Origin of the sequence: Sphingobacteruim zhuxiongii (assembly GCF_009557615.1) — a bacterium.
Classification (GTDB): domain Bacteria; phylum Bacteroidota; class Bacteroidia; order Sphingobacteriales; family Sphingobacteriaceae; genus Sphingobacterium; species Sphingobacterium zhuxiongii.
In genome coordinates, this window is the sequence record NZ_CP045652.1 from 3,610,141 (window position 1) to 3,635,476 (window position 25,336).

Genomic DNA, 25,336 nt, shown 5'->3' on the forward strand with positions numbered 1-25,336 from the left:
TATTACAGTTTAACGATAGAACCACCTGCTGCTTCAATAGCTTTTTGAGCTGAGGTAGAAAACGCATGAGCTTTAACTTCAACTTTCGTAGTAAACTCACCACGACCTAAGATCTTCACCTTGTCGTTTTTAGAGATTAAACCATGAACCTTTAAAGTTTCAAAGTCTACAGTCGTTAAATTGTGTTTCTCAACTAAACCTTGTAATACATCTAAGTTAACACCTACGTATTCAACACGGTTAATGTTTTTGAATCCAAATTTAGGAACGCGACGTTGCAAAGGCATTTGACCACCTTCGAAACCAATTTTCGTCGAGTGACCTGAACGAGAACCCGCACCTTTGTGTCCACGAGTTGAAGTTCCGCCACGACCAGATCCTTGACCACGACCAATACGTTTTTTACTTTTTGTTGAACCAACTGCTGGTTTTAAATTACTTAAGTTCATTTTAAACTTGATTGTGTTACGCCTTCGCTCTCACTAAACAGGCAATAACATTTTAATATTTAATGAATAAACAGAATGGAAAGGATTGTGAGAAATCCTTTCCATTGTTATTTTTAAACAGTTTCTACTGCTACTAAGTGGTTCACTTTACGAACCATACCAATAATTGCTGGTGTAGCTTCAACTTCTACTGAGTGATTGATTCTTTTCAAACCTAATGCCTCAATAGTTTTCTTTTGGCGCTCGCTTCTGTCGATAACGCTCTTTATCTGGGTGATTTTAATTTTTGCCATGATATTAACCGTTAAATACTTTGTTTAAATCGACACCACGTGTTTGTGCCACTGTATAAGCATCACGCATGTTTGCTAAAGCATCAATTGTTGCTTTAACCACATTGTGAGGGTTAGAAGATCCTAAAGATTTTGCTAATACGTCAGTGATACCTGCAGACTCTAATACTGCACGCATTGCACCACCCGCTAATACTCCTGTACCGTGTACAGCTGGTTTAATTAAAACTGAACCACCAGAGTATTTACCGTATTGCTCATGAGGAACTGTACCTTTAATGATAGGAACTTTCACTAAGTTTTTCTTAGCGTCATCAATACCTTTAGTGATAGCTTCAGTAACCTCTTTAGCTTTTCCTAAACCGTATCCTACGATACCATTTTCGTCACCAACTACAACAATTGCTGAGAAACTAAAAGTACGACCACCTTTAGTAACTTTTGCTACACGTTGGATGCTTACTAAGCGATCTTTTAACTCAATCTCGCTTGATTTTACTCTTTTAATATTGCTTAATGCCATTTCTTTCTTTGATTAAAAGTCTAAACCGCCTTCGCGAGCACCTTCAGCCAATGATTTAATACGGCCATGGTATAGATACCCATTACGGTCAAAAACTACTTTGCTAATTCCTGCTGCGATCGCTTTCTCAGCAACCAATTTACCTACAGCTTTAGATTGATCAACTTTGTTACCTGAAGCAGCAAACTCTTTCGACGATGATGAAGCAGAAACTAATGTTTTGCCAATTGTATCGTCAATGATTTGTGCATAGATACCTTTATTACTTCTAAAAACCGTCAAACGTGGACGTTCTGTAGATCCAGCCAGGTGTTTTCTGATTCCTTTTTTAATTCTCGCTCTACGAGTTGATTTAATTCCTGCCATGGTTATTATTTTTTAGCTGATTTACCTGCTTTTCTTCTTAATACTTCCCCTGCGAACTTAATACCTTTACCTTTGTATGGTTCTGGTTTACGGAAGCCGCGGATTTTCGCTGCAACCTGTCCGATTAATTGTTTGTCGATAGACTCCAATGTAATTGTAGGGTTCTTACCTTTTTCAGCAGTTGTAGTAACTGTAATTTCCTTTGGCAATACAAAAACAATCTGGTGAGAGAATCCTAAAGTCAATTCTAATGTATTACCTGTGTTTGAAGCACGGTAACCAACACCCACTAATTCTTGTGTAGTTTTGTAACCTTCAGTTACACCGATCACCATGTTGTTAATCAAGGCGCGGTATAAACCGTGTAATGCTTTGTGTTTCTTTTGTTCTGTAGGACGCGTAACGACGATTTGACCGTCTTCTTCTTTAACGGTAATGTCGCTGTCTACTTGTTGTGATAACTCACCTTTAGGGCCTTTTACTGTCAACAAGTTCTTGTCTGATACAGTAATTGATACTCCCGAGGGAATAGCAATTGGCGCTTTTCCAATTCTTGACATTTCTTTGTGTGTTTTTTCCTAGATTAATAAACGTAACATAAAACTTCACCACCAACATTTTGAACGCCAGCTTCTTTATCCGACATTACACCTTTCGATGTAGATAGGATAGCAATACCTAAACCGTTCAAAACACGAGGAAGATTGTCAACACTTGCATATTTTCTTAAACCAGGTTTACTCACACGTGTCAAAGTGCGAATAGCCGGTACTTTGCTAATTGGATGGTATTTCAAAGCAATTTTGATTGTGCCTTGAGGACCTTCTTCAATAAATTTGTAATTAGCAATGTAACCTTTGTCAAAAAGAACTTTAGTGATTTCTTTTTTTAGGTTCGATGCAGGAATTTCAACAACCCTGTGGTTGGCCTTAATGGCATTCCTTACTCGTGTAAGGTAATCCGCTATTGGATCTGTATTCATTTTTTATAAAAATTATGATAATGGTTTCCAACCTTTAACATCAAGGCAGACCTATTATCTGTTAACAATATTTGCAATGCAAAAAAAACCCGATAAATCGCATTAAGCGATTTATCCGGGCAAAAGTAAATATTTTTTTTGGTTTACCAAGAAGCTTTTTTCACCCCTGGGATTTTTCCGTCTAATGCCATCTCACGGAATGTTACACGAGAGATACCAAATTGACGCATATATCCTTTAGGACGACCTGTTAATTTACAACGATTGTGTAAACGTACAGGTGAAGCATTCTTAGGCAATTTGTCTAAAGCTGCATAATCACCAGCTGCTTTTAAAGCAGCACGTTTCTCAGCAAATTTAGCAACTAATTTCTGACGCTTTACTTCGCGTGCTTTTAATCCTTCTTTAGCCATTGTTGTTCGAATTTTGATTTTTGAATGGTAAACCGAATTGTTTCAATAACTCTAATGCTTCGATATCATTCTTAGCTGAAGTTACGAAAGTGATGTCCATACCTTGGATCTTGTTGATTTTATCAATGTTGATCTCAGGGAAAATGATCTGTTCAGTAATACCTAAGTTGTAGTTACCGTGTCCATCAAATCCTTTATCGTTAATACCGCGGAAGTCACGGATACGAGGCAATGAAACAGCAATTAAACGATCTAAGAATTCGTACATATTGTTGTCGCGTAATGTTACACGAGCACCAACAGGCATGCCTTTACGCAATTTGAAGTTCGAAATATCTTTTTTAGACTTTGTAGAAACTGCTTGTTGACCTGTAATCAAAGTTAATTCGCCAATTGCATTGTCGATTAATTTTTTGTCAGATGTAGCAGCACCAATACCTTGAGATACAACGATTTTTTCCAATTTAGGAACTTGCATAACGCTCTTGTATTGGAATTTCTCTTTTAGAGCTGCACGGATCTCATCCGCGTATTTCCCTTTTAATCTCGGTGAATAAGTCATTATTTAATCTCCTCCCCTGATTTTTTTGCGTAACGAACAATTTTACCATCTGCATTTGCTTTACGACCAATACGTGTAGTAGTACCCGTTTTTGGATCAATTAAAGCAATATTAGAGATGTTGATTGCAGCTTCTTTCTCAATGATACCACCATTAGGATTAGCTGCACTTGGTTTAGTGTGTTTTTTAACAATATTAGCGCCTTCAACGATAGCTCTATCTGCATCCACTAAAATTTGTAAAACTTTTCCTTGAACACCTTTAGAGTTACCAGCGATAACTTTCACTAAATCTCCTTTTTTAATCTTGATTTTGTGAGTAGTAGTTTTTTTCTTCTGTGCCATAATTATAAAACCTCCGGTGCTAATGATACGATTTTCATGAACTGCTTCTCACGTAATTCTCTCGCAACTGGGCCAAAGATACGTGTACCGCGTGGTTCATCGTTATTGTTTAACAATACTGCAGCGTTATCATCGAAACGAATATAAGAACCATCTTTACGACGAATCTCTTTTTTCGTACGAACTACAACTGCTTTAGAAACTGAACCTTTCTTCACGTTTCCTGAAGGAATAGCGCTCTTTACGGTAACAACGATCTTATCACCGATAGATGCATAACGCTTGCGCGTACCGCCCAATACACGGATTACTAAAACCTCTTTAGCTCCGCTATTGTCAGCTACATTTAATCTTGATTCTTGTTGTACCATTATTTAGCCCTTTCTAAAATTTCAACTAATCTCCAGTTTTTTGTCTTACTCAGCGGACGAGTTTCCATGATTAATACCGTATCGCCGATACCGCAGGTATTTTCTTCGTCATGAGCTTTGAATTTAGTAGTTTTTTTAACGAACTTACCGTAAATAGGGTGTTTCACTTTACGCTCAACAGCTACTGTAATCGATTTGTCCATTTTATTGCTAACTACTAAGCCGATTCTTGTTTTTCTTAAATTTCTTTCCATTTCGACTTAATTTTTATGCCTCAGAGGCTGTTTCAGATTTTGCTGCATTCTTACGCTTTGAAACCTCTGTAGAGATACGAGCGATAGTTCTGCGAGCTGCTTTGATCACGTTAGGGTTCTCAATAGCAGAAACAGCGTGTGCAAATTTCAATTTGTTAAAGGCAGCTTTCTCTTCTGCAAGGCGAGCTGTTAAATCCTCTGTTGATAATTCTACGATTTCTGAATTTTTCATTTTTTTCCAGTGTTGGGTCGGGTTATCTAGCGTTTTAATATTGCCTTACGGGTAACGGCCGTAAGGCTAAATTCTAGACATTACCGACGATTATTATGCTTCAACGTAATCTCTACGTATCACAAACTTAGTTTGAACCGGTAATTTTTGAGCAGCTAAACGTAATGCTTCTTTAGCAACTTCTAAAGGCACACCTTCTGCTTCAAATAACATACGGCCTGGGCGTACTACTGCTACCCAGTATTCTGGAGCACCTTTACCCTTACCCATACGTACCTCTGCAGGCTTCTTAGTAACAGGTTTGTCAGGGAAGATACGGATCCACACTTGACCCTCACGTTTCATGAAACGTGTAACGGCGATACGTGCAGCCTCAATTTGACGGCTAGTGATCCATGCTGACTCCAGTGATTTGATACCGAAAGAACCGAAAGATAACTCCGCACCACGGCTTGCATTACCCTTCATGCGGCCCTTCTGCATCTTTCTGAACTTCGTTCTTTTTGGCTGTAACATGTTCGTATTTTGTTAAAATCTGTTTAACAGATAGTTTCTTAAATCTTAATTAATTAATCTCTTTTTCCACCACGGTTGTTATCACGACGACCACCACCACCGCGATTGTTATCACGACGGCCTCCACCACGGTTGTCACGACGGTCTGAACCACCTTCGTTTCCACCACGTGATTTCACGCCTGAAGCTTGACCAATGTTTGGAGACAAGTCACGTTTACCGTAAACTTCTCCCTTACAGATCCAAACTTTTACTCCGATTTTACCGTAAGTAGTTAATGCTTCTGCTAAAGCATAGTCGATATCTGCACGTAATGTGTGTAAAGGAGTTCTTCCTTCTTTGTATTGTTCAGTACGTGCCATCTCAGCACCACCTAAACGACCTGAACACATTACTTTGATACCTTCTGCACCCATACGCATCGTAGAAGCGATAGAAGTTTTCATTGCACGACGGAAAGAGATACGAGCCTCTAATTGTTTTGCAATACCTTCCGCTACTAACTTCGCATCTAGCTCTGGACGTTTGATTTCAAAAATGTTGATTTGAACATCTTTCTTAGTCAATTTCTTTAACTCTTCTTTGATCTTATCAACTTCTTGTCCGCCTTTACCGATAACGATTCCTGGACGCGCTGTGTGGATTGTAACAGTTATACGTTTTAAAGTTCTTTCAATAACAACTTTTGCAACGCCGCCTTTAGCGATACGTACTGAAAGATACTTTCTGATTTTTTCGTCCTCAACTAACTTATCAGAATAGTTGTTGCCTCCGAACCAATTAGAATCCCATCCTTTGATGATTCCTAATCTGCTACCTATTGGATTTGCTTTTTGTCCCATTCTTAGTAATATTAGTTATTTACGTTGTTTACACTGTCAACTATCAAAGTAACATGGTTTGAACGCTTGCGAATTCTGTAACCACGACCTTGAGGAGCTGGACGTAATCTTTTCAATTGACGACCACCACCTACAGATACTTCTTTTACGAATAAACCACCATCTTCTACTGAAGCGCCTTCATTCTTAGCTTCCCAGTTTTTGATTGCTGATAATAATAATTTCTCAACACGGATAGCAGCTTCTTTACCTGTATGTTTTAGAATGTATAAAGCATTCTCAACCTTTTGACCACGGATAAGATCCACTACTAAACGCATTTTGCGCGGAGATGTAGGGCAATTCAATAATTTGGCAGTAGAAGCTCCTCCTACCTGAGCTTTTAACTGCTCTTTGCGCTGCTTAATTAAAACAGATTTTTTAAGTTTCTTTGTTGCTTCCATTACCTATTATTTTTTCTTTTCTGCGTGGCCTCTGAAAGTACGCGTAGGCGCAAATTCACCAAGCTTGTGACCAACCATATTCTCCGTTACATAAACTGGAATAAATTTATTCCCGTTGTGCACTGCGAAGGTATGGCCAACAAAATCAGGTGAAATCATTGATCTACGAGACCAAGTCTTAATTACTGACTTCTTGTTTGTTTCATTCATAGAAAGAACTTTTCTCTCTAAGTTGTGATCGATATAAGGACCTTTTTTAATTGAACGAGCCATTATTTTTTCCTTCTCTCAATGATGTAACGATTCGATGTTTTCTTCTTGTAGCGAGTTTTGTAGCCTTTAGCTAAAACTCCTGTGCGTGAACGAGGGTGACCTCCTGATGAACGACCTTCACCACCTCCCATAGGGTGATCAACCGGGTTCATAGCAACACCACGTACGCGAGGACGACGACCTAACCAACGTTTACGACCCGCTTTACCTAACACTTGGTTAGATTTTTCAGCATTTGATACTGAACCGATCGTTGCAACACAGGTTAATAAGATCATACGAGTCTCTCCTGATGGCAATTTGATAATTGCATACTTTCCATCACGTGCTGATAATTGCGCGTAAGTTCCAGCAGAACGTGCGATTGAACCACCTTGACCTGGATTCAACTCGATGTTGTGAATGATAGAACCTAATGGAATGTTTGCAAGTGGCATTGTATTACCAACTTCTGGGGCTACTGATTCGCCTGCAATCACTGTTTGACCAACTGTTAATCCAGCTGGAGCAATGATATAACGTTTCTCACCATCCGCGTAGTGCAATAATGCAATACGTGCTGTACGATTTGGATCGTACTCGATAGTAGCTACTGTTGCAGGGATATCTTTTTTATCGCGTTTGAAATCTATTAATCGGTATACTTTTTTATGTCCCCCACCGATGTAACGCATAGTCATTTTACCGGAGTTATTACGACCACCTGATTTGTTTACTTTAGTGACTACTAATGATTTCTCAGGAACGTTTGTTGTAACGTCTGAATAATCAGCACCAACTCTAAAGCGTGTACCAGGGGTTACCGGTTTGAATCTTTTAACTGCCATTTCTTATTATAGTGTACTGTAAAAGTCAATAGTTTCACCATCCTTAACTGTGATGATGGCTTTTTTATACTTAGGGCTTCTTCCAGAAACGAAACCAGCTTTTGTGTAACGGCTTTTTGCTTTACCCGCAACAACTGCAGTGTTTACTGCTACTACTGATACGCCAAACATTTGCTCTACAGCTTGTTTGATCTGGATTTTGTTTGCTCTGTGATCTACTTTGAAAGCATAACGGTTTAATTTCTCCGTTAATAATGAAGCTTTCTCAGTTAAGATAGGTTTTTTAATAATTTCCATATTACTTAGCTAATGCTTCCTCCAAAGTTTTTACAGAATCTGCAGTTAACAATAATTTTGTAGCATTCAATACATCATATGTATTCAATTCTGATGCTACAATAACTTTTGCTTTCTTCAAGTTTCTGCTTGATAAATAAACATTGTTATTGTATGCTGATAATACTAATAAAGTTTTTTCATCAGCAACATTCAAAGCGTTGATTAAAGACACATAGTTCTTTGTTTTGATTGAATCGAAGTTAACTTCGTCCAATACAACAACATTGTTCTCTTGTGCTTTGTAGCTTAACGCCGATTTACGAGCTAATTGCTTTAATTTTTTGTTCAATTTAAAGCTATAGTCTCTTGGTTGAGGACCGAATACACGACCACCACCATTAAACAATGGAGATTTGATAGAACCCGCACGAGCACCACCTGTACCTTTTTGTTTGTGTAATTTACGAGTAGAACCCGCGATTTCATTACGTTGTTTAGATTTGTGTGTTCCTTGGCGTTGGTTCGCTAAGTATTGTTTCACATCTAAATAGATCGCATGGTCGTTTGGCTCTAAACCGAATACTGACTCAGGAAGTTGCACCTTGGCACCTGTTTCTTTACCTGATAAATTTAATACTTTAACTTCCATCTCTACTATTTGTCTACGATTACAAATGAACCTTTAGCTCCTGGAATGGAACCACTAACAACGATTAGGTTTTGCTCAGGGTAAACTTTCAATACTTGTAAGTTTTGAACTTTTACTCGCTCACCACCTGTACGACCTGCCATGCGCATTCCTTTGAATACACGTGAAGGCCATGATGAAGCTCCTAATGAACCTGGCGCACGTAGTCTGTTGTGCTGACCGTGAGTCGCACCACCTACACCACCAAATCCGTGACGCTTCATTACACCTTGGAAACCTTTACCTTTAGAAGTACCAACTACATCAACGTACTCGCCTTCTTCAAATAATGTAACATCCACGATGTCACCTAGTTGTTTCTCATCCTCGAAAGTTTTGAACTCAACTAGTTTACGCTTAGGACTAACTCCTGCTTTTGCAAAGTGTCCTTTTAGAGGAGCCGATGTGTTCTTTTCCTTAGCTTCATCAAAACCAAGTTGAACTGCTGAATAGCCATCTTTCTCTACCGTACGTATCTGCGTAACCACGCACGGCCCAGCCTCGATTACTGTACAAGGGATGTTCTTCCCTTCAGTGTTGAACAGGCTGGTCATTCCTACTTTTTTACCAATAATTCCTGACATGTTATAAATTAATTAATTAATCGTCCATCGAAGCAGTAGGGCTTCGCTCAAGACACAATACCCCCTAAAGGGATTGCAAAATTACAAACTATTTTATAACTATCAAATAATAAGTGAATTATTTTTTTTAAATTTATGGAATGACCAACTTATACATTTACAGAAAGTTTATTCTTTGATTAAAGGTTCGCCAGCAAGTAAGCGTTGGTATCTTACTAATGCTTCCACATAATAGTAGTCAGCATAGGTTAACGGAACGTCAATTTCGGAGTTCAATGACAATGCGCCAACACTATGTTTTAATAGAAATCCGCCATTGTCACCATTCTTTGCAAAATAGATGTCTGAGGACAAGTTCTTGATCATCGTTTCCGCCTTTTTGAAATAATTCTTTGATTCTTTACCCTTTGTGTATTCCGATAACTCCAAAAGTGAAGAAGCAAACAATGCCCCAGCAGACACATCGCGTAGCGCTCTCTGACTGTACATCTTGCTATCTGAAGGAATTTTATCATAATCAAAGTCCCAAACTGGAATTAAATCAGCTGGTAAATTCTTGTGATTTAAGATATACTTCGCAATATTTCTAGCTTGATTTAAATAGGCTTTGTCTTTCGTTTCTCTATACATCATCGTGTAGCCATATAAAGCCCAGGCTTGTCCCCTTGCCCATGCAGATTCATCCGCCGCTCCTTGATGCGTCTTTTTGGCAATGACAGCACCAGTTTCTGGATCATAATCGATTACGTGGAAAGAACTATAGTCTTTACGGAAATGATTCTTAATGGTTGTGTTAGCATGTGTTTTTGCAACATCTGCATACTTTTTATTCCCTGTCATTTTCGCTACCTGCATTAAGAACTCTAAATTCATCATATTATCTATGATTACCGGGAACTTCCATTTGCCATGATCCCAAGAACGAATAGCATGGGTCTTAGGGCTATAACGCGAAGTTAATGATTCTGCACCCGTAGCTAAGATAGGCTTAAACTGCGTGCTGTCGCCTGTCAATCGCAATGCGTTTCCAAAACTACAAAACAACATAAATCCTAAATCATGAGTTCCTTTGTTATATTGCTCTTTTTCCAAATGTTTCAATTTTTGAAGTGCTAGCCCCTGTAATTCTTGATCACCAGTACCCTCAGATAATAACAACAAGGTTCCAGGATAGAAGCCCGAACACCACCATCTTGACCCCGAGAAGACATGAGCGCCCTTTTCAAAAGTTTTGGGAAACTGATCATCAGGCGTCGAAGCAGCCAATACTTTAATTTGTTTTGCCGAAGCTGCAAGTTGCCCATCGATAAAGCTTTTGTCTAAAGCTAAATCATGTTTTGTCTGTCCGATCGCCGCGCTTGCACTCAGCATAAATAATACCGAAGAGAATAATAAGGTTTTTCTGTTCATAGATGTATAATTAGCAATTATTATAAGGTTTTTTACAAATGGTTTTCGCATTGTACGAATTTTGAAAATAAGTATAGTTTTCCAACATAAACTATTAAAAAACCGAAATCGATTTCGCAAGACAGCAAGAAACGCCTAAAACAAAAAGAGGCTATCTGTTTAGATAGCCTCTTTTAAATCTCTTCAATACGCTTAATATTGACCGGTATTCAACATCACTAAAGTACAAGCTTCTACAACCTCGATACCTTGTGCTCTTGCTTTCTCGGCTAAATCCGCATTTTCAGCACCCGGATTAAAAATAATACGTTTTGGATTCGTCTTTAAAATATAATCGTAATAAGGCGCTTGATTCTGCGGCCCTACATACAAAGTAATCGTATCGATATCCTGATGAATATTTTCCGCAGGCTCAATCTCTGCTCCAGCAACAGTACCAACCTTTCTGCCCACATTCACGATAGGATACCCTTTCCTTGCCAACTTATTTGCCACTAAATAGGAGTATCTCGCAGGATTTGTACTCGCTCCTAATATCAAGGTTTTTTTCATATGTTACTGAGTTTATTAATGAACAAATTCACCACTTGCATTGTATGCATTTTGTCTCAAAATAGGAATTTCTAAGATCTTATACAAATTATCTAGATTATTCAAACTGCCGTTCGCCATATTCGTGAGCAACACGATTGTCACGTCATTCTTCAAGTCCCGAACAAACAAACTTTTAAATCCATGCCACCATCCTGTATGGTATACGATTGGATTACCCGGCGGATTAAAAGTTCGCCAGCCATAACCATAACTAAACAAACTACGCTTTGCATCGCTCCGTGGAATAAATGAAGAGTCTTGCATTGCCTTACCTAAGACACGCCCGTCGCGTAGTGCCAAATCAAGCTGATAGAGGTCACGTACCGTACTATATATACCTTTATCACCCACAGGCCCATCTAAATAATTCTGTACAACAGAGCGTCTCCAAACCTTATCATGTCCAACTACATTCGTAGGAATTTTATCATAAACAGCTTTTGAATAGACATTTGTGTTTTTCATCCCCGCAGGATCAAAGACATTTTCTTTCATGAAGACTGCGAAATCCTTTCCACTCACCTTTTCAATAATCGAACCCAATACCATGAAATTAGAGTTGTTGTAATGAAATCTACCATCAGGCGCGCCATAACGACCAGGGTGATGCTGAATTAGTAAATTCATTGCATCTTGATTCGTCATGCCTTTCTTTTTATCTGGCCAAACGGTTTCGGCAAAATAAACATAGTTCGGAAGTCCGGAACGATGGGAAAGCAATTGTTGAATCGTAATACCTTTATAGGGAAAATTAGGATAATACTGCTCTACTGAATCTGTAAGTTTTAACTTACCTTGTTCTGCAAGAATCAACACCCCTATTGCTGTCATTGGCTTCGAAACGGAAGCTAATTCAAATTGCGAATTGATCTTCAAGCTATCTTTCAGCAGATAATCTGCCCAACCAAAGGAATTCTGATAAAGAATCTTCCCCTTTTTAGCCACTAACACATTCCCGTTGAAACCAGACCTTTTATGCAAATTCTGCATGAATGAATCAATTTGTGGATCTGCTTCCGCAGGATTATAAATTAAACTTACACTGTCTTTTTTTTCTTGCTTTTCGCGTTCCTGCGCTTGCTTTGCTTCGGGTGAACCTCCACAAGAACTTAATGCAATTACTGCAACCCCAAGGGCTATACCAAACTTTTTAAAAATCACGCTCAATCCGTTCTAAGTCTATTCTGTTGATTTAATTGTTAATGCTAGACAAAATAGTTTTTTTTGAGTGAAAAAACAAAATCCGATGGACTAGAAATTAGACTTTAACATGAACACATTACTCCAAACATTATAATCATCATATTACATGATAAGCTAACACTAGAAAATACTAAAAATACAATATCCAAATACCATTTTAGCTACGATAACCCTAAATTGAAATAACGTACAGAAAGGGAATAAAATAATCTTAGCACTTGACTCTTTAGACTCATCGAGATAGCATTTACACAAGTTCAACTTACCACAATCTCAAATACACGATCAAAAAAAGAAGGTGTCTAAAAAGGCACCTTCTTCTGTTTTATAGCTTTTGCGATTCCATTACTGTTTTCATTTTTGAGTTTTAAGCAGTAAGTCTATATTTTGTGGTTTTAACGCTCCTGACTCCAATTTTTATCGTATATAGTGTTTTATCGCTATAACCATTTCGAAACAAGACATCGTTTGCCCACTTTTTTGCCCATTTTCTGAGGTTATGAGCAATGGCCATCAAACCGAACTCTACAGCGACTTTCTCCAGTCCTTTCATCGTGAACCGGGTAAACTTGTTGTTGCTTTTCATCTGACCGAAAACAGCTTCCACTTCTATGGGTCGCTTGCTTCGATGGTACATTCCCTCTTCTGATAGCAGTCTTTTTCGGGCTTTAGCCTTGAGCTGATCAAGCCTGTGGTTCACTTCAATAATACGATTGCCTTTTGCTTTATGGCACCCACTGCGCATTGGGCAGCCTTCGCATCGCTGAGCCTGATAACAGCTTACCCGGGCAGTATATCCATTGGTACTAACTCTGGTTGCATGACCGATATAGCTGAGCTTCTGTCCGGCCGGACATACATAATAGTCATCTTGCTGGTTGTAATACAGATTCTGTACCGAGAAAGGATCCTGTTTATGCTTGCGCTTCTGTTCCACATGAAAGTAATTGTACTTGACAAAGGCAGTTATGCCCTGTTTTTCCATCAATTCATAGTTCTGTTCACTACCATAACCGGCGTCTGCTACAAGCTGTTCGCTTTGTTTTCCGTAATGGGACTCAAAGCCTTCCAAATGTTCCGGCAGGGTTGTGGTGTCGGCAGTTGTTTGATGGATGCTGTAATGGGTGATGAACTGATCTTCGGTGCTGATTTGGGTATTATAGGCTGGCTTAAGCTGGCCATTCTTCATGTGGTCCTCTTTCATCCGCATAAACACAGCATCGGTATCGGTCTTGCTATAACTATTGCGATCTCCCAGTACTTCCAGTTGCTCTTCATATTTCTCTAGTCGAGGCAAATAGTCCTCTTCAAGTTTCTTAAGCTGCTTATCAGTAGATTTATTGGCTCCTTTGAACTTGGCATTGATCGCTTCGATCTTTTCCTTCAACCGACTGCTATCAATGGCCTTGCTAACTTCTTGATGCCCTAATGAAGATTGGTCTTGGGCGATCTGAGCCTCGATTTCCGAAAGAACCGAAGCAATGTTTGCTTCTAACTTTACCTTATTCTTCTCGACCGATTTCTTCCAAACGAACGTATAACGACCAGCGACCGACTCGATCTTGGTACCATCAACATATTGAACTTTCAGGCTAACATACTCCATATCATGCAGCATACGAACGATACTTGCAAACAGCTCTTGTATCTGTCCTTTAAGACGCTTTCCTCTGAAATAATTGATCGTACGATAATCAGGTGTGCTATTGCCCGAAAGCCACATGAAATGGATGTTCTCTTGTAAGGCGCGCTCAATTTTTCGGCAAGAATAGATATTGCTTAAATAGGCGTAGAACAGCACCTTAATGAGCATTCTAGGGTGAAAACTAGTGGTGCCTCCGCCTTTATACTGACGGATAATATGATCTAGATCCAACTGATCAACAACCTGACTCACCAACCGAACCGGATGGTTCATTGGAATACGATCTAAAATATTCTCAGGAAATAGACTCGGACTATTGGATGGAAGCGCTTTGAATTGTATGTTTGCCATATTGTTTTTTTGGGTGCACCTTAAGATACAAAATCTTAAGGACAAAAAAACAGAAAAACCCCGCCATTTTTTAATGACGGGGTTCTTTCTTTAAGAGACCTTTTTAGACAGCCCCTTTTTGATTATATCTTAATTACGCCAACAAACGAATTGGTGCTTCTAATAATCCTTTTAATGTTTGTAAGAATTGTGCTCCGGTAGCACCATCTACTACACGGTGATCACAACCTAGCGACAATTTCATTACATTTCCAGGGACAACAGCTCCGTTTTTCACAACAGGAACTTGTTGAATTGCACCTACAGAAAGAATAGCGCCGTCAGGAGAGTTGATAATAGATGTAAACTCATCGATACCAAACATTCCTAGGTTAGACACAGTGAATGTCGATCCTTCCCAATCAGAAGGTTGTAATTTTTTAGATTTAGCTTTTTGAGCGAAGTCTTTTACTTCCGCAGAGATGTGTGATAAAGATTTACCATCAGCAAAACGAACAACTGGAACTAATAAACCGTCTTCAACAGCGATAGCAACACCAATATTTGTATGCTCATTGTATCTAATTTTATCACCTAACCATGAAGAGTTCACCGCAGGATGTTGTTTCAATGCAACAGCAACAGCTTTAATGACGATATCATTGAATGATACTTTCACTGGCGCAACTTCATTGATTTGAGCACGAGCAGCGATGGCATTATCCATATCAATGCTAATATTCAAATAGAAGTGAGGCGCTGTAAACAATGACTCCGATAAACGACGAGCAATTGTTTTACGCATTTGGTTCACAGGTTTCTCTGTGAAACGCTCTTCACCAATATATTGAGGTAAACTTACAGTCTTCACTTCCGACTCTGCCGCTTTCGCAGGCGCAGACGCTGGTGCAGCAGCAGCTGCCGAAGGCGTAAAGTTCTCTACATCTTTCTTAACAATACGACCACCTTCTGCTGATCCTTTTACTTGTGAAAGGTCAATACCCTTATCCTTAGCAATTTTCTTCGCTAATGGGGATGCTTTCACGCGAGAATCCGAAGAATTACTTGCCGAAACAGCTTCTGGAGTCGCAGCTACAGCAGGTGTATCCGCATTCTTTTCTTCAGTTTTAGCTGCAGACTTAACTGGAGCTTTTTGGTTCAATAATGGCGTAACGTCAGTTCCTGCAGGACCAACGATTGCAATAATGTCATTAACCTTTGCCGCTTGTCCAGCTTCTAATCCAACATACAATAAAGTACCATCAGCATACGCTGTAACCTCCATTGTTGCTTTATCAGTCTCTACATCAGCAATAGCATCGTCAGACTTAATTGTATCACCAACTTTGAAATTCCATTGAGCGATAACACCTTCAGTCATCGTATCACTCAATAAAGGCATCGTGATTACTGTTACGCCTAAATCTTCAGCCGATACTTGCTCACCTGCAGGAGCAGCTTCCTCCGCTTGCGCAGCAGGAGTAGCTTCTTCTTTGGCAGGCTCCGCTGTTTTCGCAGCAGGAGCAGCACCGCCTTCTAATACGGCTTTATAATCCTCACCCTCTTCTCCTAAAACAGCGATTACTGCATCAATTGCTACAGCCTCACCCTCTTTAGGACCAATATACAACAAGGTTCCTTCTTGATAAGATTCGAAGTCCATTGTCGCTTTATCTGTTTCGATCTCTGCAACTAAGTCGCCAGAGTTCACTTTATCACCAACTTTTTTGTGCCATTTCGCGATAACACCTTCGGTCATGGTGTCGCTCATTTTTGGCATTCTTACTACTTCAGCCATTGTTTAGGTATCTTCTATTTAGTTAAAGTAATTCTAATTAATCCATTACAAAAGGATAGTCCTCTTGTACATATACGTCTTTGTAGATCTCATCCGCTGTTGGGTAAGGAGATTCTTCTGCAAACTTAACTGAATCATCAACAATTTTCTTGATCTCTGCATCTAAAGCAGCAAACCAAGCATCATCAGCATATTTATTTTCAACAATAGCGTGTTTAGTTGCCAACAATGGATCTCTTCCTTTATATTCTTCTAGTTCTTCTTTTGTACGGTATTTCGCAGGGTCAGACATCGAGTGACCTTTGTAACGGTAAGTACGAATCTCTAAGAACGTTGGACCTTCACCCGCGCGAGCACGTTGAACAGCCTCATCCATTGCATTGTGAACTGCAACGACATCCATACCGTCAACTGGTGCACATGGCATATCGAATCCAAGACCCATTTTGTAAATATCAGTCATGTTTGTTGTGCGTTGTACAGAAGTACCCATTGCATATCCGTTGTTTTCACAAACAAAAATAACAGGTAATTTCCACAACATCGCCATATTCAATGTTTCGTTGAAAGCTCCTTGACGTACTGCACCGTCACCCATATAGCATATGTTCACGTTGTTTGTACCTAAGTATTTTTCAGCGAATGCGATACCAGCTCCTAATGGAATTTGGCCACCTACAATACCGTGTCCACCCATAAACTTATGCTCTTTCGAGAAAAAGTGCATGGATCCGCCTTTACCTTTTGAACAACCAGTAGCTTTACCAAACAATTCCGCCATACAAGCGTCCGCAGAAACTCCCTTTGCTAATGCATGGGCGTGATCACGATAAGCTGTAATTAACGAATCCGCTGGTTTAATAACTGACATCGTTCCAGCTACTACTGCTTCTTGCCCAATATATAAGTGACAAAATCCGCGTATTTTTTGCTGTCCATATAACTGGCCAGACTTCTCTTCAAACTTGCGCATGAGTAGCATTGATTTATACCACTCTAAATAGGTTTCTTTTGTTATAGGTGTTGAACTCATTTGTACGAATTGAATTTCTTTACTTAACTGACTACAAATCTAATCAATATTAACGAGATTTCGGATAATTTTTAGGTGACATTTAACGGATTTTGTCATATGAACAACAAAATTATAGACCGTTATTAATAACAAACGACCTTATACAAGGTCGTTCGGATTTATGCTAATATATTCAATAGATTCTCGATAGAGACTTTCTGCTGATCTCCGGAATCCATATTCTTCAAACTTAACTGCCCAGTTTCAACTTCTTCTTCCCCTACCAATAGAACAAATGGGATTTGTTTAGAATCCGCATAGCTCATTTGCTTCTTCAGCTTGACAGACGAAGGATACAGTTCGGCAGCAATACCTGCCTCTCGTAGTTTGTATAAAATCGGCAAAGTAGAGCTCTCTAAGGCCTTATCAAAATTGATAATTAGAACTTTCGTACGATCTGCATTACTCGGCGGAAAGAGATTTAATTCTTCCAAAACGTCAAATATACGATCCGCTCCAAAGGAAACCCCAACTCCCGTTAAGTCCTTTAATCCGAACATGCCCGTCAAGTCGTCATAGCGACCTCCTCCCCCTATACTTCCCATTTGCACTTCGTTAGTCTTCACTTCAAAAATACAACCGGTATAATAGTTCAATCCGCGCGCAAGCGTAATATCAACTTCTAATTCCTTAGCTAATACAGCAGTTTGTCCAAGTTTTTCCAAGTAGTCGAATACAGTTTCAATTTCTTCAATCCCTTTCAATCCTATCGCAGAATTTGATAGCACCGATTTCAACGAATTCAACTTCTCTTGATTTGAACCACTTAGCTCGATTATAGGCTTCAACACGCCTAAATCAGCCTCTGTAAAACCACGCTCTAAAAGCTCTTTATTTACACCCTCTAAACCTATCTTATCTAGCTTATCAATTGCAACGGTCATATCGACAATCAATTCCGGCTTTCCAACGACCTCCGCGATACCGGATAGAATTTTACGATTATTTAATTTGATATTGAAGTCCTTTAAACCCAATTTGGTTAATGCTTCATGATAAATCAACACAAATTCCGCTTCATTCAACAACGATTCGGACCCAACGACATCGACATCACACTGATAGAACTCTCTGTATCTTCCGCGTTGAGGGCGATCTGCGCGCCATACGGGTTGAATTTGAAAACGCTTGAAAGGTAATGCGATGTCATTCTGATGCATAACCACATATCTCGCAAAGGGAACTGTCAAATCATAACGTAGTGCTTTTTCAGAAATTGAAGATATTAAAGCCGTAGAATTCTTATCCTCTAGCAGCTTCTCTGGAGCCTTCGACAAGTAATCTCCAGAATTTAGAATCTTAAAAATTAACTTATCACCCTCGTCTCCATATTTCCCAGTTAAGGTGCTTAAATTTTCGAATGAAGGAGTCTGAATCTCGCTATACCCGTATTTCTTGAAAATAGTCTTTAACGTATTATAAATATGATTACGTTTCTCCATTTCAACAGGAGAAAAATCACGTGTTCCTTTAGCTAATGATGGTTTAATTGATGCCATGCCGCAAAGGTAGTAATTTTTAGTATTTAGTAATGAGTAGTTAACATTTAGGACAAGAAAAGACTTTTTGAGGAGCAAAAAGAAACAATAATCAGGAATCGTAAATAAAAATGGTTATTGGTTGCTCAGTAGAAGAACTCAGTTTTCCGCCGTCTTAAGCCTAGCGACTTAACGAGGAAATACCATTATGCCTTATTCAAATATCTTTAAATATTCACAGGCTTTCTCGGCAGCCATTTTCTCGGCGCTTTTCTTATTGAAGTCGCGGCCAATTCCACAATCCTCACCATCGACAACCACTTTGACAGAAAACATCTTCGCAGACTCGCCTTCGGTATTATCAATTTGAATGAAGGCAACATCCTTTCCGCTATGTTGACACCACTCGATTAAACGGCTTTTAAAGTTTGTTTCCGTGATCTCTAAGGTATGAATATCAACATGTGGCTTTATGATCCTCGATAACAAAAACTCACGGGTAAAATTATAGCCCTTATCCAAGTATACGGCCCCTATCAATGCTTCAAAAGCATCTCCTAATAAAGAACCTTGCTTGTTTGGATAGCTAATCATGCGGGCATCAAACTCGATAAGTTCATTGAAACCCAGTTTACGTGAAAGCTGATTCAAGTTAGCACGTGAAACAATCTTCGAGCGCATCTCTGTCAAGAAACCCTCGTCTTTGTAAGGATACAACTTAAATAACAATTCAGCAACAACGGAACCAAGTACCGCATCGCCTAAAAACTCCAAACGTTCATTGCTATTTTTTACACCCTCTTTAATCGGTTTGGCAACCGATTTGTGCCGAAATGCCATTTGATACAACCTGACATTCCCCGGAACAAAACCTAAGATGTTCTTTAACTTCTTAAAGTAGGCTTTCTGAGGGGATAAATACAGTTTATAAACACTTAACGGCATACCAACATCTTTAAGAAGAAATAGGTAGTTTTGGAGAAAACTACCTATTCAATTCCTTTTTCTTCCCTTTCAATCAACACTATGCTTTGTATTTCTTTACAATCAAAGAAGCATTATGGCCACCAAATCCAAAGGTATTGCTCAATGCAGCATTGACAACACGTTTTTGAGCCTTGTTGAAAGTAAAGTTCAATCTATTATCAATTTGTGGATCATCGGTAAAATGATTAATTGTAGGAGGTACAATGTCATTCTGCACAGCAAGAATCGATGCGATTGACTCGACCGCTCCAGCAGCACCTAACAGGTGACCCGTCATTGATTTTGTAGAACTAATATTCAAATTATATGCATGTTCACCAAATTGCTCAATTATAGCTTTGGTTTCACTCACATCTCCAACAGGAGTTGAAGTTCCATGCACGTTGATGTAATCAATATCTGTTGCTTCTAAATTTGCATCAGCTAAAGCTTTACTCATTGCTAGGCGAGCGCCTAATCCCTCGGGATGTGAAGCCGTGATATGATATGCATCAGCACTCATACCGCCACCTGCAATCTCCGCATAGATTTTTGCACCACGCGCTAAGGCATGTTCTAAACTTTCAAGGATGATAGCACCTGAACCCTCGCCGGATACGAATCCGTCACGATCCTTATCAAAAGGACGTGATGCCGTTTTCGGATCATCATTACGAGTGGACAAGGCATGCATTGCATTGAACCCTCCGATACCAGCTTCATTGATTGTCGCCTCCGACCCACCACTGATGATTACATCGGCTAGACCCATGCGGATATAGTTAAATGCATCAATCATCGCGTTGGTCGCTGACGCGCACGCTGAAACCGCAGAAAAGTTAGGACCTCTCAAGCCATGACGCATTGAAATATGTCCCGGAGCTAAATCAATCAACATCTTCGGAATAAAGAACGGGTTGAAACGTGGTGTACCATCGCCTTTTGCAAATCCCGCAACTTCATCTAAAAACGTAGTCAAGCCCCCAATACCTGACCCCCAAATTACACCAATACGATTGGTGTCTAGTTTATCAAACTCTAATCCCGCATCTTTGACAGCTTCATCTGTCGATGCAATTGCATATTGAACGAAAGGGTCGATTTTACGAGCCTCTTTACGGTCCATATAATTATGTGGATCAAACCCTTTTACTTCACAAGCAAACTGGGTTTTGAATTTTGACGCATCAAAATGCGTAATAGGAGCGGCACCACTTACACCATTAATTAACCCATCCCAGTATTCTGCGACGGTGTTACCTACGGGTGTAAGTGCACCCAATCCTGTTACAACTACTCTTTTAAGCTCCATTAATATGTTTGGCCTAATAAAATTAGTTAGTTAACGTTTTTTTCTAAGTAAGCGATTGCTTGACCAACTGTGGCAATGTTCTCAGCTTGGTCATCTGGAATAGCAACGTTGAATTCTTTTTCGAATTCCATGATCAACTCAACTGTATCAAGTGAGTCTGCACCTAAATCATTCGTGAAAGAAGCTTCTGGTGTTACTTCGTTTTCATCTACACCTAACTTTTCAACGATAATAGCTTTTACTCTTGATGCGATATCTGACATGATTTTCTAGTTTAATTGTTTAATAAATCTGTGCAAAGAAAAAATAAATTTCCCCAAAAATCAAATCTTTTTGACTTTTGAAAACAAATAAAGAACAAAGTTACCCCCAGAAAGGTTTTTGAACCTGCTAAAAACTAACTCTATTCAATAATAACAAAAGAAATATAGTTTTACAAACTTAATCCTTATTTAATGATATTTTTACGTTAAGCCCCCTGCATAATCTCGAGAAAAGCGTATTTTTGCTATCTGAACAGAAATATCGTAGCTTGAGTAAAATAACTTTTAAACTTGAAACTGACTTTGACCTCGAACTGGATTTTATCCTGATTGGCTTAAGCTCTGTCTTGAGAGATTACCGGCTTTGTCACTTTATCAATAAACATACAGGATTAAAACTCGTCCATGGGAAAGAGGATTACATCGACCATAATGGCAATAAAAAAGACAAACCTCAAAATGAGCTCGATTACCATATCATTTTCGAAACCAAAAAAAACAAGCCTAGCACACAACATCACTTCATTACTTATCGTTACAACAATCAGACTTACGACTTTGAATTCTATTTACTTAGTAATAAATCGATTGAAGGCGGTACACTTATTCCTGAAATAGTTAGTTTTGACTACTTTCTACTGATTAAACATTACATTGACGAGGAAGATCTCGAGGCACTAATCGACAACTTAAAATCGATACCAGAAGTGCTATTAGTAAAAGAAATCGACCCAACTGTATTGAAATCTAAAGAAAATCTGATATTTTAGCGAACTATTTAGATAGTGTATTATATACACCCCATAAAAACCTAAATGGACTACCCTCTGGGGAGAAGCGTAGTTCAGCATATATTAAAATTGATTAAAACATTAAAAAAAACATTTACATGGATAAACTTAAAAAGCGGACGAAAATCGTAGCTACATTAGGCCCTGCTTCTTCGAAGAAAGAGGTATTAACCCGAATGATTGCTAAAGGCGTTGATGTTTGCCGTTTGAACTTCTCGCACGGAAGTCAAGAAGATCACTTGAAAGTAATCAACACTATTAAAGAAATCAACCAAGAATTCCCGTTCAAAGTTGGTATCCTCGCTGACTTACAAGGTCCGAAAATCCGTATCGGAAAAATGAAAGAAGGCGGAGCAATCCTAGTAAATGGTAGTCAAGTTGAAATCACAACCGAAGAATTAATCGGCGATGAAAACAGAATCTACATCACATATGAAAACTTCCCGAACGACGTGCAAGATGATGAAATCATCCTTTTAGACGATGGTAAATTACAATTGCGCGTATTGAGCACAAACCATAAAGACTCTGTAAAATGTGAAGTAGTACACGGTGGTATCCTTACGTCAAGAAAAGGAGTTAACTTACCAAACACCAAAGTTTCTATCCCTTCGTTAACTGAAGAAGATCTAGATAACTTAAACTTCGCGTTAGATCATGGTGCAGACTGGATCGCTATGTCATTTGTTCGTTCTGCGGAAGACATTATACAATGTAAAGAAATTATCAAAGCCAAAGGTTCTCATGCTCGCGTTATTGCGAAAATTGAAAAACCTGAAGCAATCGACAATATCGATGCGATTATCGAAGCTACAGATGCTGTGATGGTTGCTCGTGGAGATTTAGGTGTGGAGATGCCAATGGAAGAGGTTCCAGGCTTACAGAAAATCATCGCTCAAAAATGTCGTAACCTTGCAAAACCAGTAATCATTGCTACACAGATGTTAGAAAGTATGATTACTACACCTCGTCCGACACGCGCTGAAGTAAATGACGTAGCAAACTCGGTAATTGACGGTGCTGATGCAGTTATGTTAAGTGGCGAGACATCTGTAGGTGAGTTCCCTGAGATTGTTATCGAAACAATGGCAAAGGTTATTACGCATGTGGAAAGCACGTCATACCCTTACTACAGTGAAAAAGAAACGTTAGGTACAGTAGAAGTTACACGTATCCCTGATGCAATTTGCGGATCGTCAATCTTCTTGGCAGAAAAAACACAAGCTTCGGCAATCGCTGTAATGACCGCATCTGGTTATACAGCTCTTGAGATTTCTAGCTTTAGACCTAATGCAGATATTTATGTGTTTACAGGTAATGACAAATTGTTAACACAATTAAGTCTTGTTTGGGGCGTTCAATCGTTTATCTATGATAAATACGAAAGTACAGACGGAACAATTCAAGATGTAAACGGTCTATTAAAGAAATACCATTTGGTAGAACCAGGTCAAATTGTAATCAATACATCGTCTACACCACTTCATGCGAAAGGTAGAACAAATACCATTCGTGTTTCAGAAGTAATGTAACAATACAGAACTAGTAAAAAAAAGGCCTTCCGCACGGGAGGGCACTGAAAAAGCCTCAACTTTCTTATGAGACTTAAAGAAATGACTGAGTATAGGTTTTCCCTTACTCGGTCATTTTTGTTCAAAGGATTTCTGGAAGTTTATTTTTTAATGGTCTTGTTGAAGGTGTAAGCGACTAGGACTTGCTATTTGAGTTTTTAGCATCCTCTTGAGATTGTTTTTGGGGAAATATCCCCTTTTTTAGATCAATTTCAGGATTCTTTTCAAGTTTACGGTGAAGATGGCCATTGCGCCCTGCATTTCCATATTGTGGATTCCATAAGCATCAGCCCTGCCATAGCCATGGACATTCTTGAGCTCACTGTTCTTGGCCTCGATCTTATACCTTTGCTTAGACTTGCTTCGATAATAATCGGTTTGCTGGAAAGCCATCTGCTCCCTATGGAGTTCGGATTTTATGGAGACTGAATAGGATTTGGTTCTGGCCCCTTGCTTGTAACATCCTTCCCTAAGAGGACAGACCTTACATTTCTCCACATCAAAGTAATAGGTCTCCGTTTGATTTGTGCCTTGTTCCTTCTTTCCCTGACGCGCCTTGCGGATGGCCAAATGTCCTGCGGGACAAACAAACATATCCGCATCTTTATTATAGTCAAACTTGTCTTTATCTTTCCTAAAGCCTTGGGTAATGGATGGATTTAATTTAGCGATGATATCAATGTTTTGTTCTTTTGCCAACTGAAGATTTTCTTTTCCCCAATACGCGGCATCACCTATTATCGTATCCACTTGCATTCCATTCTGCTGGCTAATCTCCAATAATCTGGGTAGTTCAGGGCCATCACCTTTCTCCCCCGTAGTAACGACTGCCGCTGTTATAATACGTTCCTCGCTCATCGCCAGATGTGTTTTATAGCCAAAGAAATTGCTGTCCACTGACTTGTGTCCAAGCCGAGCCTCATCATCCTTAGAGAGCAGATAGTATTCCTTTGTGTCCTCAATGGTTTCCTTCAACAGATTCAACTTCTCTTTAACAGCCGGTATTTCACTGATAGATTGATCTTGATCAAGGACCCTCTGTAATTCCCTGCAATATGCAAGCTCTTGATCCAGGTCGTTGGATTCGTTATTGTGCGGCAGATTCCTCTTGTATTCCTCATCGATCTGATATATCGCTTTTCTTAATAGCTTGGAGCGATCCTTGAGGACTTCCAATGCTGTGTATGGATTCGATCTGGAATGGGTATGGGTCGCGTCTACGATGATAGACTTTGATTTTATAATGCCTTTTTCAAGAGCAATCGTTACGGTCTTATTGATCAACAGGTTCAATAGATCCATATCTTTTAATCGTAGTTTGCGAAACTTGGTCAGGGAACTTGAATTGATCACATCCTCCTCGGGAGCCATTTCAAGAAAGTATTTAAAGGACATATCATATCTGGAGCGCTCAACGACATCTACATCCGAAACGGTGTAGATCGTCTTTAACAGAAGGTATTTGAACATCTTGATAGGGCTCTCCGCTGTACGGCCATTCGTATGGCAATACTTAGCCAAAAGCTCGTCATAGATAAAACTGAAATCGATAAGATCGTTGATTTTTCGAAGTAGGTTATCTTTTGGAACGATGATATCGTACAATCCTGAGTAGGAACTGAACTGTATTTTTTGTTGGGTAGTGAGCATCCTGATCTC

Annotated in this window: 32 protein-coding genes and 1 pseudogene; 2 read left to right on the forward strand and 31 right to left on the reverse strand. The window is 39.2% G+C overall.

Annotated features, from left to right (window positions below; translation table 11 throughout):
* Positions 1–2 precede the first annotated feature (2 nt).
* The 30 genes and pseudogenes from rplO to GFH32_RS15410 all read right to left on the reverse strand — a co-directional run bounded on the left by rplO (position 3) and on the right by GFH32_RS15410 (position 21,315).
* The gene (gene rplO / locus GFH32_RS15265) at positions 3–449 is read right to left on the reverse strand and encodes a 50S ribosomal protein L15 (protein WP_153512416.1); all 447 of its coding nucleotides are present in this window, start codon (positions 447–449) and stop codon (positions 3–5) included.
* 113 nt (positions 450–562) lie between these two features.
* Positions 563–742, reverse strand: a complete 180-nt coding sequence (gene rpmD, locus GFH32_RS15270; protein WP_153512417.1) for a 50S ribosomal protein L30 — start codon at positions 740–742, stop codon at positions 563–565.
* 4 nt (positions 743–746) lie between these two features.
* Positions 747–1,265 (reverse strand): 30S ribosomal protein S5, encoded by a 519-nt coding sequence (rpsE, locus tag GFH32_RS15275; RefSeq protein ID WP_149524840.1) that lies wholly within the window; start codon positions 1,263–1,265, stop codon positions 747–749.
* A gap of 12 nt (positions 1,266–1,277) precedes the next feature.
* The gene (gene rplR / locus GFH32_RS15280) at positions 1,278–1,631 is read right to left on the reverse strand and encodes a 50S ribosomal protein L18 (protein ID WP_153512418.1); all 354 of its coding nucleotides are present in this window, start codon (positions 1,629–1,631) and stop codon (positions 1,278–1,280) included.
* Positions 1,632–1,636: 5 nt separating this feature from the next.
* The gene (gene rplF, locus GFH32_RS15285) at positions 1,637–2,191 is read right to left on the reverse strand and encodes a 50S ribosomal protein L6 (RefSeq protein ID WP_153512419.1); all 555 of its coding nucleotides are present in this window, start codon (positions 2,189–2,191) and stop codon (positions 1,637–1,639) included.
* Positions 2,192–2,214: 23 nt separating this feature from the next.
* Complete coding sequence (rpsH, locus tag GFH32_RS15290; RefSeq protein WP_153512420.1) at positions 2,215–2,613, reverse strand: 30S ribosomal protein S8; 399 nt, start codon at positions 2,611–2,613, stop codon at positions 2,215–2,217.
* Positions 2,614–2,756: 143 nt separating this feature from the next.
* Positions 2,757–3,026 (reverse strand): 30S ribosomal protein S14, encoded by a 270-nt coding sequence (gene rpsN / locus GFH32_RS15295; RefSeq protein ID WP_093100399.1) that lies wholly within the window; start codon positions 3,024–3,026, stop codon positions 2,757–2,759.
* Positions 3,019–3,588: a 50S ribosomal protein L5 gene (gene rplE, locus GFH32_RS15300; RefSeq protein ID WP_153512421.1), complete on the reverse strand. Its 570-nt coding sequence runs from the start codon at positions 3,586–3,588 to the stop codon at positions 3,019–3,021. Before rplE ends, rpsN begins: the two co-directional genes overlap by 8 nt.
* Positions 3,588–3,932, reverse strand: coding sequence for a 50S ribosomal protein L24 (gene rplX / locus GFH32_RS15305; protein ID WP_153512422.1), 345 nt, complete (start codon positions 3,930–3,932; stop codon positions 3,588–3,590). The genes rplE and rplX overlap by 1 nt, the downstream gene beginning before the upstream one ends.
* 2 nt (positions 3,933–3,934) lie before the next feature.
* Positions 3,935–4,303, reverse strand: a complete 369-nt coding sequence (gene rplN / locus GFH32_RS15310) for a 50S ribosomal protein L14 (protein ID WP_037498951.1) — start codon at positions 4,301–4,303, stop codon at positions 3,935–3,937.
* Positions 4,303–4,557 carry a 30S ribosomal protein S17 gene (gene rpsQ / locus GFH32_RS15315; protein ID WP_149524834.1) on the reverse strand — a complete coding sequence of 85 codons (255 nt, stop codon included), beginning with the start codon at positions 4,555–4,557 and terminating at the stop codon, positions 4,303–4,305. Before rpsQ ends, rplN begins: the two co-directional genes overlap by 1 nt.
* 13 nt (positions 4,558–4,570) lie before the next feature.
* Complete coding sequence (gene rpmC / locus GFH32_RS15320; protein ID WP_149524833.1) at positions 4,571–4,789, reverse strand: 50S ribosomal protein L29; 219 nt, start codon at positions 4,787–4,789, stop codon at positions 4,571–4,573.
* A 93-nt stretch (positions 4,790–4,882) separates the two neighbouring features.
* Entirely contained in the window at positions 4,883–5,305 is a 423-nt protein-coding gene (gene rplP, locus GFH32_RS15325) for a 50S ribosomal protein L16 (protein ID WP_153512423.1), read from the reverse strand.
* Positions 5,306–5,358: 53 nt separating this feature from the next.
* Positions 5,359–6,147: a 30S ribosomal protein S3 gene (gene rpsC / locus GFH32_RS15330; RefSeq protein WP_153512424.1), complete on the reverse strand. Its 789-nt coding sequence runs from the start codon at positions 6,145–6,147 to the stop codon at positions 5,359–5,361.
* A gap of 11 nt (positions 6,148–6,158) precedes the next feature.
* A complete protein-coding gene (rplV, locus tag GFH32_RS15335; RefSeq protein ID WP_153512425.1) occupies positions 6,159–6,590 on the reverse strand; it encodes a 50S ribosomal protein L22 in 432 nt (143 codons plus the stop codon).
* Positions 6,591–6,596: 6 nt separating this feature from the next.
* Positions 6,597–6,863 (reverse strand): 30S ribosomal protein S19, encoded by a 267-nt coding sequence (rpsS, locus tag GFH32_RS15340; protein ID WP_002997495.1) that lies wholly within the window; start codon positions 6,861–6,863, stop codon positions 6,597–6,599.
* Positions 6,863–7,690, reverse strand: a complete 828-nt coding sequence (gene rplB, locus GFH32_RS15345; protein WP_153512426.1) for a 50S ribosomal protein L2 — start codon at positions 7,688–7,690, stop codon at positions 6,863–6,865. The genes rpsS and rplB overlap by 1 nt, the downstream gene beginning before the upstream one ends.
* A gap of 6 nt (positions 7,691–7,696) precedes the next feature.
* A complete protein-coding gene (gene rplW / locus GFH32_RS15350; RefSeq protein WP_153512427.1) occupies positions 7,697–7,987 on the reverse strand; it encodes a 50S ribosomal protein L23 in 291 nt (96 codons plus the stop codon).
* Between the two features lies 1 nt (position 7,988).
* Positions 7,989–8,618 (reverse strand): 50S ribosomal protein L4, encoded by a 630-nt coding sequence (gene rplD / locus GFH32_RS15355; RefSeq protein ID WP_153512428.1) that lies wholly within the window; start codon positions 8,616–8,618, stop codon positions 7,989–7,991.
* Positions 8,619–8,623: 5 nt separating this feature from the next.
* A complete protein-coding gene (rplC, locus tag GFH32_RS15360) occupies positions 8,624–9,241 on the reverse strand; it encodes a 50S ribosomal protein L3 (RefSeq protein ID WP_149524826.1) in 618 nt (205 codons plus the stop codon).
* A gap of 168 nt (positions 9,242–9,409) precedes the next feature.
* Positions 9,410–10,651, reverse strand: coding sequence for a glycoside hydrolase family 88 protein (locus tag GFH32_RS15365; RefSeq protein ID WP_153512429.1), 1,242 nt, complete (start codon positions 10,649–10,651; stop codon positions 9,410–9,412).
* Between the two features lie 192 nt (positions 10,652–10,843).
* Positions 10,844–11,203: a CoA-binding protein gene (locus GFH32_RS15370; RefSeq protein ID WP_153512430.1), complete on the reverse strand. Its 360-nt coding sequence runs from the start codon at positions 11,201–11,203 to the stop codon at positions 10,844–10,846.
* A gap of 15 nt (positions 11,204–11,218) precedes the next feature.
* The gene (locus GFH32_RS15375) at positions 11,219–12,406 is read right to left on the reverse strand and encodes a serine hydrolase domain-containing protein (protein WP_153512431.1); all 1,188 of its coding nucleotides are present in this window, start codon (positions 12,404–12,406) and stop codon (positions 11,219–11,221) included.
* A 517-nt stretch (positions 12,407–12,923) separates the two neighbouring features.
* Positions 12,924–14,444, reverse strand: a pseudogene (locus GFH32_RS15380) (IS1182 family transposase); the annotation flags it as partial.
* 133 nt (positions 14,445–14,577) lie between these two features.
* Positions 14,578–16,221 carry a pyruvate dehydrogenase complex dihydrolipoamide acetyltransferase gene (locus tag GFH32_RS15385; RefSeq protein WP_153512432.1) on the reverse strand — a complete coding sequence of 548 codons (1,644 nt, stop codon included), beginning with the start codon at positions 16,219–16,221 and terminating at the stop codon, positions 14,578–14,580.
* A gap of 37 nt (positions 16,222–16,258) precedes the next feature.
* Positions 16,259–17,254 carry a pyruvate dehydrogenase (acetyl-transferring) E1 component subunit alpha gene (gene pdhA, locus GFH32_RS15390; protein ID WP_153512433.1) on the reverse strand — a complete coding sequence of 332 codons (996 nt, stop codon included), beginning with the start codon at positions 17,252–17,254 and terminating at the stop codon, positions 16,259–16,261.
* 161 nt (positions 17,255–17,415) lie between these two features.
* Positions 17,416–18,795, reverse strand: coding sequence for a histidine--tRNA ligase (hisS, locus tag GFH32_RS15395; RefSeq protein WP_153512434.1), 1,380 nt, complete (start codon positions 18,793–18,795; stop codon positions 17,416–17,418).
* Between the two features lie 192 nt (positions 18,796–18,987).
* Complete coding sequence (gene rnc, locus GFH32_RS15400) at positions 18,988–19,719, reverse strand: ribonuclease III (protein WP_153512435.1); 732 nt, start codon at positions 19,717–19,719, stop codon at positions 18,988–18,990.
* A gap of 79 nt (positions 19,720–19,798) precedes the next feature.
* A complete protein-coding gene (fabF, locus tag GFH32_RS15405) occupies positions 19,799–21,052 on the reverse strand; it encodes a beta-ketoacyl-ACP synthase II (protein WP_153512436.1) in 1,254 nt (417 codons plus the stop codon).
* A gap of 26 nt (positions 21,053–21,078) precedes the next feature.
* Positions 21,079–21,315, reverse strand: a complete 237-nt coding sequence (locus GFH32_RS15410) for an acyl carrier protein (RefSeq protein ID WP_153512437.1) — start codon at positions 21,313–21,315, stop codon at positions 21,079–21,081.
* A 269-nt stretch (positions 21,316–21,584) separates the two neighbouring features.
* Between GFH32_RS15410 and GFH32_RS15415 the strand changes: the two genes are divergently transcribed.
* Both GFH32_RS15415 and pyk read left to right on the forward strand, forming a co-directional pair.
* A complete protein-coding gene (locus tag GFH32_RS15415) occupies positions 21,585–22,085 on the forward strand; it encodes an IPExxxVDY family protein (protein ID WP_153512438.1) in 501 nt (166 codons plus the stop codon).
* A 119-nt stretch (positions 22,086–22,204) separates the two neighbouring features.
* Positions 22,205–23,638, forward strand: a complete 1,434-nt coding sequence (gene pyk, locus GFH32_RS15420) for a pyruvate kinase (RefSeq protein ID WP_153512439.1) — start codon at positions 22,205–22,207, stop codon at positions 23,636–23,638.
* A gap of 240 nt (positions 23,639–23,878) precedes the next feature.
* Here pyk and GFH32_RS15425 read toward each other — a convergent pair whose 3' ends face one another.
* Positions 23,879–25,327 (reverse strand): IS1182 family transposase, encoded by a 1,449-nt coding sequence (locus tag GFH32_RS15425; RefSeq protein WP_153512440.1) that lies wholly within the window; start codon positions 25,325–25,327, stop codon positions 23,879–23,881.
* Positions 25,328–25,336: the final 9 nt, after the last annotated feature.

Excerpts from the sequence above, each read along its gene's own strand:
- GFH32_RS15370 (WP_153512430.1), bottom strand. The coding sequence starts at position 11,203 with ATGAAAAAAACCTTGATATTAGGAGCGAGTACAAATCCTGCGAGATAC.
- rplN (WP_037498951.1), bottom strand. The coding sequence starts at position 4,303 with ATGGTACAACAAGAATCAAGATTAAATGTAGCTGACAATAGCGGAGCT.
- rpsS (WP_002997495.1), bottom strand. The coding sequence starts at position 6,863 with ATGGCTCGTTCAATTAAAAAAGGTCCTTATATCGATCACAACTTAGAG.
- rplE (WP_153512421.1), bottom strand. The coding sequence starts at position 3,588 with ATGACTTATTCACCGAGATTAAAAGGGAAATACGCGGATGAGATCCGT.
- rplF (WP_153512419.1), bottom strand. The coding sequence starts at position 2,191 with ATGTCAAGAATTGGAAAAGCGCCAATTGCTATTCCCTCGGGAGTATCA.
- rplC (WP_149524826.1), bottom strand. The coding sequence starts at position 9,241 with ATGTCAGGAATTATTGGTAAAAAAGTAGGAATGACCAGCCTGTTCAAC.
- rpsN (WP_093100399.1), bottom strand. The coding sequence starts at position 3,026 with ATGGCTAAAGAAGGATTAAAAGCACGCGAAGTAAAGCGTCAGAAATTA.
- rpsQ (WP_149524834.1), bottom strand. The coding sequence starts at position 4,557 with ATGGAAAGAAATTTAAGAAAAACAAGAATCGGCTTAGTAGTTAGCAAT.
- rpsH (WP_153512420.1), bottom strand. The coding sequence starts at position 2,613 with ATGAATACAGATCCAATAGCGGATTACCTTACACGAGTAAGGAATGCC.
- rpmD (WP_153512417.1), bottom strand. The coding sequence starts at position 742 with ATGGCAAAAATTAAAATCACCCAGATAAAGAGCGTTATCGACAGAAGC.
- hisS (WP_153512434.1), bottom strand. The coding sequence starts at position 18,795 with ATGGCATCAATTAAACCATCATTAGCTAAAGGAACACGTGATTTTTCT.
- rplW (WP_153512427.1), bottom strand. The coding sequence starts at position 7,987 with ATGGAAATTATTAAAAAACCTATCTTAACTGAGAAAGCTTCATTATTA.
- rplX (WP_153512422.1), bottom strand. The coding sequence starts at position 3,932 with ATGGCACAGAAGAAAAAAACTACTACTCACAAAATCAAGATTAAAAAA.
- pyk (WP_153512439.1), top strand. The coding sequence starts at position 22,205 with ATGGATAAACTTAAAAAGCGGACGAAAATCGTAGCTACATTAGGCCCT.
- rplB (WP_153512426.1), bottom strand. The coding sequence starts at position 7,690 with ATGGCAGTTAAAAGATTCAAACCGGTAACCCCTGGTACACGCTTTAGA.
- rplP (WP_153512423.1), bottom strand. The coding sequence starts at position 5,305 with ATGTTACAGCCAAAAAGAACGAAGTTCAGAAAGATGCAGAAGGGCCGC.
- GFH32_RS15410 (WP_153512437.1), bottom strand. The coding sequence starts at position 21,315 with ATGTCAGATATCGCATCAAGAGTAAAAGCTATTATCGTTGAAAAGTTA.
- rplO (WP_153512416.1), bottom strand. The coding sequence starts at position 449 with ATGAACTTAAGTAATTTAAAACCAGCAGTTGGTTCAACAAAAAGTAAA.
- rpmC (WP_149524833.1), bottom strand. The coding sequence starts at position 4,789 with ATGAAAAATTCAGAAATCGTAGAATTATCAACAGAGGATTTAACAGCT.
- pdhA (WP_153512433.1), bottom strand. The coding sequence starts at position 17,254 with ATGAGTTCAACACCTATAACAAAAGAAACCTATTTAGAGTGGTATAAA.
- rplV (WP_153512425.1), bottom strand. The coding sequence starts at position 6,590 with ATGGAAGCAACAAAGAAACTTAAAAAATCTGTTTTAATTAAGCAGCGC.
- GFH32_RS15385 (WP_153512432.1), bottom strand. The coding sequence starts at position 16,221 with ATGGCTGAAGTAGTAAGAATGCCAAAAATGAGCGACACCATGACCGAA.
- rplR (WP_153512418.1), bottom strand. The coding sequence starts at position 1,631 with ATGGCAGGAATTAAATCAACTCGTAGAGCGAGAATTAAAAAAGGAATC.
- rpsC (WP_153512424.1), bottom strand. The coding sequence starts at position 6,147 with ATGGGACAAAAAGCAAATCCAATAGGTAGCAGATTAGGAATCATCAAA.
- GFH32_RS15425 (WP_153512440.1), bottom strand. The coding sequence starts at position 25,327 with ATGCTCACTACCCAACAAAAAATACAGTTCAGTTCCTACTCAGGATTG.
- rpsE (WP_149524840.1), bottom strand. The coding sequence starts at position 1,265 with ATGGCATTAAGCAATATTAAAAGAGTAAAATCAAGCGAGATTGAGTTA.
- fabF (WP_153512436.1), bottom strand. The coding sequence starts at position 21,052 with ATGGAGCTTAAAAGAGTAGTTGTAACAGGATTGGGTGCACTTACACCC.
- rnc (WP_153512435.1), bottom strand. The coding sequence starts at position 19,719 with ATGCCGTTAAGTGTTTATAAACTGTATTTATCCCCTCAGAAAGCCTAC.
- rplD (WP_153512428.1), bottom strand. The coding sequence starts at position 8,618 with ATGGAAGTTAAAGTATTAAATTTATCAGGTAAAGAAACAGGTGCCAAG.
- GFH32_RS15365 (WP_153512429.1), bottom strand. The coding sequence starts at position 10,651 with ATGAACAGAAAAACCTTATTATTCTCTTCGGTATTATTTATGCTGAGT.